Source organism: Geodermatophilus marinus, assembly GCF_003428645.1.
Classification (GTDB): Bacteria; Actinomycetota; Actinomycetes; order Mycobacteriales; family Geodermatophilaceae; genus Geodermatophilus.
Genome location: NZ_QVQH01000050.1, coordinates 1 through 8,444, shown reverse-complemented (window position 1 = coordinate 8,444; position 8,444 = coordinate 1). Strand labels below are relative to the sequence as shown.

General features: G+C 74.0%; 7 protein-coding genes. All 7 read left to right on the top strand.

The window, feature by feature from the left end; genetic code table 11:
* Nucleotides 1-236 precede the first annotated feature (236 nt).
* The 7 genes from D0Z06_RS24775 (at nt 237) to dapB (ending at nt 8,132) form a co-directional block, all read left to right on the top strand.
* Nucleotides 237-1,376, top strand: a complete 1,140-nt coding sequence (locus D0Z06_RS24775) for a branched-chain amino acid aminotransferase (RefSeq protein ID WP_117380208.1) — start codon at nt 237-239, stop codon at nt 1,374-1,376.
* A gap of 21 nt (nt 1,377-1,397) precedes the next feature.
* Nucleotides 1,398-2,357, top strand: a complete 960-nt coding sequence (locus D0Z06_RS24770) for a bifunctional riboflavin kinase/FAD synthetase (protein WP_117380207.1) — start codon at nt 1,398-1,400, stop codon at nt 2,355-2,357.
* A gap of 379 nt (nt 2,358-2,736) precedes the next feature.
* Nucleotides 2,737-3,006 carry a 30S ribosomal protein S15 gene (gene rpsO, locus D0Z06_RS24765; RefSeq protein ID WP_072920360.1) on the top strand — a complete coding sequence of 90 codons (270 nt, stop codon included), beginning with the start codon at nt 2,737-2,739 and terminating at the stop codon, nt 3,004-3,006.
* Between the two features lie 246 nt (nt 3,007-3,252).
* Nucleotides 3,253-5,514 (top strand): polyribonucleotide nucleotidyltransferase, encoded by a 2,262-nt coding sequence (locus D0Z06_RS24760; RefSeq protein ID WP_233517947.1) that lies wholly within the window; start codon nt 3,253-3,255, stop codon nt 5,512-5,514.
* A complete protein-coding gene (locus D0Z06_RS24755; RefSeq protein ID WP_117380206.1) occupies nt 5,511-6,899 on the top strand; it encodes a M16 family metallopeptidase in 1,389 nt (462 codons plus the stop codon). The genes D0Z06_RS24760 and D0Z06_RS24755 overlap by 4 nt, the downstream gene beginning before the upstream one ends.
* 13 nt (nt 6,900-6,912) lie before the next feature.
* A complete protein-coding gene (locus D0Z06_RS24750; RefSeq protein ID WP_117380205.1) occupies nt 6,913-7,275 on the top strand; it encodes a VanZ family protein in 363 nt (120 codons plus the stop codon).
* 50 nt (nt 7,276-7,325) lie between these two features.
* Nucleotides 7,326-8,132: a 4-hydroxy-tetrahydrodipicolinate reductase gene (dapB, locus tag D0Z06_RS24745; protein ID WP_233517946.1), complete on the top strand. Its 807-nt coding sequence runs from the start codon at nt 7,326-7,328 to the stop codon at nt 8,130-8,132.
* The last annotated feature ends 312 nt before the right edge of the window (nt 8,133-8,444 follow it).

Genomic DNA, 8,444 nt, shown 5'->3' with positions numbered 1-8,444 from the left:
AACAGGTCCTCGGTGGGGAGCATGAGAGGCGCCTCTGCGGGCGAGGGGCTTCGACAACCACCACGCTCCGCAGAGGCGCCCTCATGTCAAGCCATCAGTTGCCGACGGCAACCCACATAACGCGCCTGAGGACGCGGGGCGGCGCGGTCGTCGTCCGGCCCCCGGGACGCCCGGGCTAGGGTGGGCGGACGGGCCACCGGCCCGCGCCGATCTCCGCACGCCTCGAGGTGGGAGCCATGACCGACACGCTCGCCGACAGCCGCACGTCCTCCCGGTTCTTCACCGACGGCGTGCCGGTGGTCGTGGAGGACGTGCGGCGGCGGCCGGTGGCCGAGCGGCAGGCCCTGCTGGAGGACCCGGGCTTCGGCCGGTACTTCACCGACAGCATGTTCGTCGCGCGCTGGCGGGCCGGCGAGGGCTGGTACGACGCCCGGCTGACCGCCTACGCCCCGCTGCAGGTGGACCCGGCGACCGCGGCCCTGCACTACGCGCAGTCGATCTTCGAGGGGCTCAAGGCCTACGCCCAGCCCGACGGCAGCGTGGCCACCTTCCGGCCGGGGGCCAACGCCGCCCGCTTCGCGCGCAGCGCGCGGCGGCTGGCCATGCCGCCGGTGCCGGAGGATGCCTTCCTCTCCGCGGTCGACGCCCTGGTCGACGCCGACCGCGAGTGGGTGCCCACCGGCCCGGACCAGACGCTGTACATCCGGCCCTACCAGCTGGCCACCGAGCCGTTCCTGGGCGTGCGGCCGGCGCACGAGTACTTGTTCCTGGTGATCGCCAGCCCGGCCGGGGCGTACTTCCCGCGCGGGGTCCACCCGGTGTCGGTCTACCTCTCCGAGGACTACATCCGCGCGGCCCCCGGGGGCACCGGCGACGTCAAGTGCGCCGGCAACTACGCCGCCAGCCTGCTGGCCCAGGAGCAGGCGATCGACGCCGGCTGCGACCAGGTCGTGTGGCTCGACGCGGTGGAGAAGCGCTACGTCGAGGAGATGGGCGGGATGAACCTGTTCTTCGTCCTCGGCTCGGGGGACGACGCCGAGCTGGTCACCCCCGAGCTCACCGGCACCCTGCTGCCCGGCATCACCCGCGACTCGCTCATCACCGTGGCCCGGGAGATGGGGCACCGGGTGACCGAGCGGCGGTTCACCGTCGACGAGTGGCGCGCCGGCGCCGCCGACGGCACCGTGACCGAGACCTTCGCCTGCGGCACCGCCGCGGTGATCACCCCGGTCGGCGAGGTCAAGGCGCGGACCGGTGACTTCACCGTCGGGACCGGCGAGCCCGGCCCGCTGACCATGCGGCTGCGGGAGCACCTGCTCGACATCCAGCACGGCCGGGTGCCCGACACCCACGGCTGGCTGCACCGGGTCGGCTGAGGGCGGGCGGGGATCGGCAGGGTGCTGCGCTGGCGGGGGCTCGAGGCCACCCCGGGTGACCTCGGCCGCACGGTGGTGACGGTCGGCATGTACGACGGGGTGCACCGCGGCCACCAGGAGCTCATCGGCGCCGCCGTCCGGCGGGCCCGGGGCATGGGGCGGCCCTGCCTGCTCCTCACCTTCGACCCGCACCCCTCGGAGGTCGTCCGGCCCGGCTCGCACCCGGCGATCCTGACCTCGCTGGACCGCAAGGCCGAGCTGGTCGCCGAGCTCGGGGTCGACGCGATGTGCGTGCTGCCGTTCACCCCGGAGTTCATGCGGCTCTCGCCCGAGACCTTCACCCACACCGTCCTGGTCGAGCACCTGCACGCGGCGGCGGTCGTCGTCGGGCAGAACTTCACCTACGGGCACCGGGCGGCCGGCACGGTGGAGTCGCTGGCCGTGGAGGGCCGCCGGTTCGGCTTCGCCGTGGAGGGCGTGGCGCTGGCCGGTGAGACGTCCGACGACGGCGAGATCACCATCTCCTCGACCTACATCCGGGCCTGCGTGGCCGCCGGCGACATGGCCCCGGCCGCCCGCGCGCTCGGCCGCCCGCACCGGGTGGAGGGCGTGGTGGTGCGCGGGGACCGGCGCGGCCGGGAGCTGGGGTACCCGACCGCCAACGTGGAGTCGCCGCCCTACACGGCGGTCCCGGCCGACGGGGTCTACGCCGGCTCGCTGGTGCTCCGTGACCCGCGGACCGGTGCGACGGTCAGCACCACGCCGGCGGCGGTCTCCGTGGGCACCAACCCGACCTTCCAGGGCAGCCGGCGCACCGTCGAGGCCCACCTGCTCGACTTCGACGGTGACCTGTACGGCGAGCACGTCGGGGTCGAGTTCGTCGAGCGGCTGCGGCCGATGCTCGCCTTCACCGGCGTGGAGGAGCTCGTCGCCGCCATGGACCGCGACGTCGTCCGGACCCGCGAGGTCCTGGGGCTCTGACACGGCGGTCCTCCGGACCGCACCGCGGCCCGGTGCCGTCCCCGGCCGGGGCGGAGCCGCCCGGCCGCGCCCCGGCTCGGGGGAGCCTGCGGCCCCCCGCTCGCCGGAGCGCACGGCGGCCCGGTGCCGTCCCCGGCCGGGGCGGAGCCGCCCGGCCGCGCCCCGGCTCGGGGGAGCCTGCGGCCCCCCGCTCGCCGGAGCGCACCGCGGCCCGGTGCCGTCCCCGGCCGGAGCGGAGCCGCCCGGCCGCAGCCCTCGTCGTCCGGAGGACGGCCGTGCCACTGGTAACCTGGGGTGTCGTCGGTTCGCCCGACGTGTGTGCGAGCTGCTCCCGTGACAGAGACCGGGGGCCACACGTGACCTGACCAGGAGGCCGTCCATGGCGCTCGACAGCGCGACGAAGCAGCAGATCATGACCGAGTACGCGACGGTCGAGAAGGACACGGGCTCGCCCGAGGTGCAGGTCGCGATGCTGACCCGCCGGATCAGCGACCTCACCGAGCACCTCAAGCAGCACAAGCACGACCACCACAGCCGGCGGGGCCTGCTCCTGCTGGTCGGTCGCCGCCGTCGGCTGCTGAACTACCTGGCCAAGACTGACATCAACCGGTACCGCTCCCTCATCGAGCGGCTCGGTCTGCGCCGCTAGCACGACGAGGGGACCGTCCCACCGGGGCGGTCCCCTCTCTCGTGCGGCACCCGCCGCACGAGCACCGCGGCCGCCCGCGCCGGAGGACCCTCCGCGGCCGGTCCTCGGTAGTGGCTCCCGGGCATGCCCACCCCCGCGCGGGGGAACGGTCCCGGGGGCTTCGATCGAAGACCGGTCACCGAGCCGGAGTCCGGCGCGGGGCGCCACAAGAGGACGTCGCCGCATGCGACGTAGGAAGAGGACGACGTGTCCGCACCCACCACCCAGGGCAGCATCGCTGCCGAGTTCGACCCCGAGGACGGGGTCACCACCGCCACCGCGGTCATCGACAACGGCAGCTTCGGCAGCCGCAGCGTCACCTTCGAGACCGGCCGCCTGGCCCGCCAGGCCGCCGGGTCGGTCGTCGTCAGCATGGGCGACACCATGCTGCTGTCGGCCACCACGGCCGGCCGGCAGCCCAAGGAGCAGTTCGACTTCTTCCCGCTGACGGTGGACGTCGAGGAGCGGATGTACGCCGCCGGTCGCATCCCCGGCTCGTTCTTCCGCCGTGAGGGCCGGCCCTCCGAGGACGCCATCCTCACCTGCCGGCTCATCGACCGCCCCCTGCGGCCGACCTTCGCCAAGGGCCTGCGCAACGAGGTCCAGGTGGTCATCACCGTCTTGTCGCTGGACCCCGACCACCTCTACGACGTCCTGGCCATCAACGGCGCCTCGGCGTCCACCCAGCTGTCGGGCCTGCCGTTCTCCGGCCCGGTCGGCGGCTGCCGGGTCGCGCTGGTCAACGGCCAGTGGGTCGGCTTCCCGACGCACGCCGAGCTCGAGGACGCCGTCTTCGACATGGTGGTCGCCGGCCGGGTCCTCCCGGACGGCGACGTCGCGATCATGATGGTCGAGGCCGAGGCCACCCAGCGGACGATCCAGCTGGTCGCCGACGGCGCGCCCGCCCCGACCGAGGAGGTCGTCGCCCAGGGCCTCGAGGCGGCCAAGCCGTTCATCCGGTCCCTGTGCGAGGCGCAGAGCGCCCTGGCCGGGAAGGCCGCCAAGCCGGTCGCCGACTTCCCGCGCTTCCTCGACTACCAGGACGACGTCTACGCCGCGGTCGAGGCCGAGGCGGCGACCCGGCTGGCCGAGGTCCAGGCCATCGCCGGCAAGCAGGAGCGCGAGGCCGCGACCGACGAGCTGAAGGAGGCCGTGAAGGCCGCCCTCGCCGACCGCTTCGCAGGCCGGGAGAAGGAGGTCTCCGCGGCCTTCCGCGCGGTCACCAAGAAGGTCGTCCGGCAGCGCATCCTGCGGGACAAGGTCCGCATCGACGGCCGCGGCGTCACCGACATCCGGCCGCTGTCGGCCGAGGTCGAGGTCGTGCCCCGGGTGCACGGCTCGGCGCTGTTCGAGCGCGGTGAGACGCAGATCCTGGGCATCACCACGCTGAACATGCTCCGCATGGAGCAGCAGCTGGACACGCTCTCGCCGGAGAACCGCAAGCGCTACATGCACAACTACAACTTCCCGCCGTACTCCACCGGCGAGACCGGCCGCGTCGGCTCCCCGAAGCGGCGCGAGATCGGGCACGGCGCGCTCGCCGAGCGGGCGCTGCTGCCGGTGCTGCCCGACCGCGAGGAGTTCCCCTACGCGATCCGGCAGGTGTCCGAGGCGCTGGGCTCCAACGGCTCGACGTCCATGGGCTCGGTCTGCGCCTCCACCCTGGCGCTGCTCAACGCCGGCGTGCCGCTCAAGGCGCCGGTGGCCGGCATCGCCATGGGCCTGGTCTCCGACGAGGTCGACGGGAAGACCGAGTACGTCGCGCTGACCGACATCCTCGGCGCCGAGGACGCCTTCGGTGACATGGACTTCAAGGTCGCCGGCACCCGCGACCTCGTCACCGCGCTGCAGCTGGACACCAAGCTCGACGGCATCCCGTCCGACGTGCTGGCCCAGGCGCTCACCCAGGCCCGCGCCGCCCGGCTGCACATCCTCGACGTGATGAACGAGGCCATCGACGGCCCCGACGAGATGAGCCCGTACGCCCCGCGGGTCACCACGGTGCGCATCCCGGTCGACAAGATCGGCGCGGTCATCGGCCCCAAGGGCCAGATGATCAACTCGATCCAGGACGACACCGGTGCCGACATCACCATCGAGGACGACGGCACCATCTACGTCGGCGCCTCCGACGGCCCGTCGGCCCAGGCCGCGGTCGACCGGATCAACGCCATCGCCAACCCGCAGATGCCCAAGGTCGGCGAGCGCTTCCTCGGCACGGTCGTCAAGACCACGCCGTTCGGCGCCTTCGTCTCCCTGCTGCCCGGCAAGGACGGCCTGGTGCACATCAGCAAGCTCGGTGGCGGCAAGCGCATCGGCAAGGTCGAGGACGTCGTGAACGTCGGCGACAAGCTGCAGGTCGAGATCACCGACATCGACGCCCGCGGCAAGATCAGCCTCGTGCCGGTCGCAGCCGAGGAGGCCGCCGGCGAGACGGCAGCCCCCGAGTCCGCCCCCGCGGAGGCGTGACGTCCCGCCAGCGGGCCCTGGCCGGGGCCGGGACGGACGCCGTCGCGTCCGCCCCGGCCCCGGTCACCGTCGGGCGCGTGGGGGAGACCGTCGTCCTGGACGTCGACGAGGTCGGTGGCCGGGTCGAGCGCACCGAGCTGCCCGGGGGGCTGCGGGTCCTCACCGAGACCATGCCCGGTGTGCTGTCGGCCACCGTCGGCATCTGGGTGGGCGTCGGCTCGCGCGACGAGACTGACCAGGTGGCCGGCGCGTCGCACTTCCTCGAGCACCTGCTGTTCAAGGGGACGTCGCACCGGACGGCGCTGGAGATCGCCACGGCGATGGACGCCGTCGGCGGCGAGATGAACGCCTTCACCGCCAAGGAGCACACCTGCTACTACGCCAACGTGCTCGCCAGCGACCTCCCGCTGGCGGTGACGCTGCTCGGTGACCTGGTCACCGAGGCGCTCAACACCGACGCAGACCTCGAGTCCGAGCGCACGGTGGTGCTCGAGGAGATCGCCATGCGCGACGACGAGCCCTCCGACGCCGTGCACGACCTGTTCGCCGAGACGCTGTTCGGCGGCACCGCGCTCGGCCGTTCGGTGCTCGGCACGGTGGAGTCCATCGAGGGCCTGACCCGGGACGACGTCGACGGCTGGTACCGCCGCCGCTACGCCGTCCCCTCGATCGTCGTCACCGCCGCCGGCCGGGTGGAGCACCGGCAGGTCCTCGACCTCGTCGCCGCCGCCTTCGGCTCCCGGCTGTCCGGCCCCGGCCGCCCGGCGCCGCTGCGCCGGGGGGAGGAGGCTTCCGGGTCGACCCGCCCGGCCCGGTCGACCGGCCTCATCCGCCGGCGCACCGAGCAGACCCACCTCCTGCTGGGGTCGGTCGGCCTCGGCCGGCTCGACGAGCGCCGGTACGCGGCCGCGGTCCTGGAGACCGCCGTCGGGGGCGGCATGAGCTCCCGGCTGTTCCAGGAGATCCGCGAGAAGCGGGGGCTGGTCTACAGCGTCGGCAGCGCGCTGACCCACTACGCCGGCACCGGGGCCTTCTCGGTGTACGCCGGCTGCTCACCGAAGCGGGTGCCCGAGGTGCTCCGGCTGGTGCGCGAGGAGCTGGCCCGGGTCGCCGCCGATGGGCTCACCGCCGAGGAGGTCGCGCGGGGGCGGGGTCAGCTGCGCGGCGGGCTGGTCCTCGGCCTGGAGGACACCGGCTCCCGGATGAGCCGGCTCGGCAAGAGCGAGCTCTCCTACGGGGAGTACCTCCCCGTGCGCGAGGTGCTCGACCGCATCGGCGCCGTGGACGAGCAGCAGGTGCGCGACGTGGCCACCGCGCTCTTCACCCGCGAGACGTGCCTGGCGGTGGTCGGCCCGTACCGCGAGTCCGACCTCGACCGGCTGTGACCGCGCCCGCCTGATGGCCGCCCCGCACCCCGTCCTCGCCGTGCACGGCGCCCTGTCCCGCGGCGTCTTCGCGGTGGCGGTGCTCGTCTCCCTGGCGGTGCTGTTCGCCCCCGGCTCCGACGTGCCCGCGGCCCCGCCGTACACCGACACGCTGGTGCACGTCCTGCTGTTCGCGGCCCTGGCGGTCACCGGCCGCTGGGCCGGCGTGCGCGCGACCCCGCTGCTCGCCGGGCTCGTGCTCTACGCCGCCGGGAGCGAGGTCGTGCAGGCCCTGGCCCCGCTGGACCGATCGGGCTCGGTCGCCGACTGGCTCGCCGACGTCGTCGGCGCCCTCGGTGGCTGGCTGCTGTGGGAGCGCCTGGAGCGGCGGCGCTGAGCCCGGGGGGGCGCCTTGCGCCCCGGCGCACCGCCCGGAAGCCTGTCCCGGTGACCACGAGCGCCCCCCACCCCGAGCACCCGGCCGGCGCGGCCCCGACCGAGGGGGCGGGCACCGTCGCGGTGGGGGTCCTCGGGGCGCGGGGACGCATGGGCACCGAGGTGGTCAGGGCGGTCAACGACGCCCCGGACCTCGAGCTGGTCGCGATGGTCGACGCCGGGGACTGGCTGTTCAACGTCGCCGACGCCGGCGCCCAGGTCGTCGTGGACTTCACCCGCCCGGACGTCGTCATGGACAACATCCGGTTCTGCGTCGACAACGACATCCACTGCGTGGTGGGGACGACGGGCTTCGACGAGGCGCGGCTGGCCACGGTCGCCGAGTGGCTCGAGGCCAAGCCCGGCCTGGGGGTGGTCATCGCGCCCAACTTCGGCATCGGTGCCGTCCTGCTCATGCGCTTCGCCCAGGAGGCGGCGCGCTTCTTCCCCTCCGCCGAGGTCGTCGAGCTGCACCACCCGGACAAGGTGGACGCCCCCTCGGGCACCGCCGTGCGCACCGCCCGCCTGGTCGCCGCCGCCCGCCGGGCCGCCGGGATGCCGCCGTCCCCGGACGCGACGACCGACGCCCTGCCCGGTGCCCGCGGTGCCGACGTGGAGGGGGTCGCGGTCCACGCCGTGCGGCTGCGCGGGCTCGTGGCCCACCAGGAGGTGCTCCTCGGGGCGGCGGGGGAGACCCTGACCCTGCGGCACGACTCCTTCGACCGGGCCTCCTTCATGCCCGGTGTGCTGCTGGCGATCCGCGAGATCGGGCGCCGGCCCGGTCTGACGGTGGGGATCGAGTCCTTCCTCGGGCTGTAGCCCGGAGGTGTGACCGGGGACGCGTCCCGCCGGGTTGCACGGGGCCGCTGGTGGTCGTGTAACCTCGTTCTCGCGCCGGACGGGCCCGGGAGGGCCGCGGAGAGCACCCCGAGGGTGCGGGACCGCCAGTCCGGTGTAGAGTGGGACAAGCCGCCATCGACGAGGCCCGGGAGGGTCGGGTTGGTGCGCGTCCGCTCCTTGAGAACTCAACAGCGTGCCGAAAGTCAGTGCCAAGTAACAACCCCTTTGTGGGTTCCTTTGGTTGAGAGTTGTATCGAGAGCGTCCAGTTCTCGGTTCTCGGCCGGGTTTCG

Excerpts from the sequence above, each read along its gene's own strand:
- D0Z06_RS24775 (WP_117380208.1), top strand. The coding sequence starts at position 237 with ATGACCGACACGCTCGCCGACAGCCGCACGTCCTCCCGGTTCTTCACC.
- D0Z06_RS24750 (WP_117380205.1), top strand. The coding sequence starts at position 6,913 with ATGGCCGCCCCGCACCCCGTCCTCGCCGTGCACGGCGCCCTGTCCCGC.
- rpsO (WP_072920360.1), top strand. The coding sequence starts at position 2,737 with ATGGCGCTCGACAGCGCGACGAAGCAGCAGATCATGACCGAGTACGCG.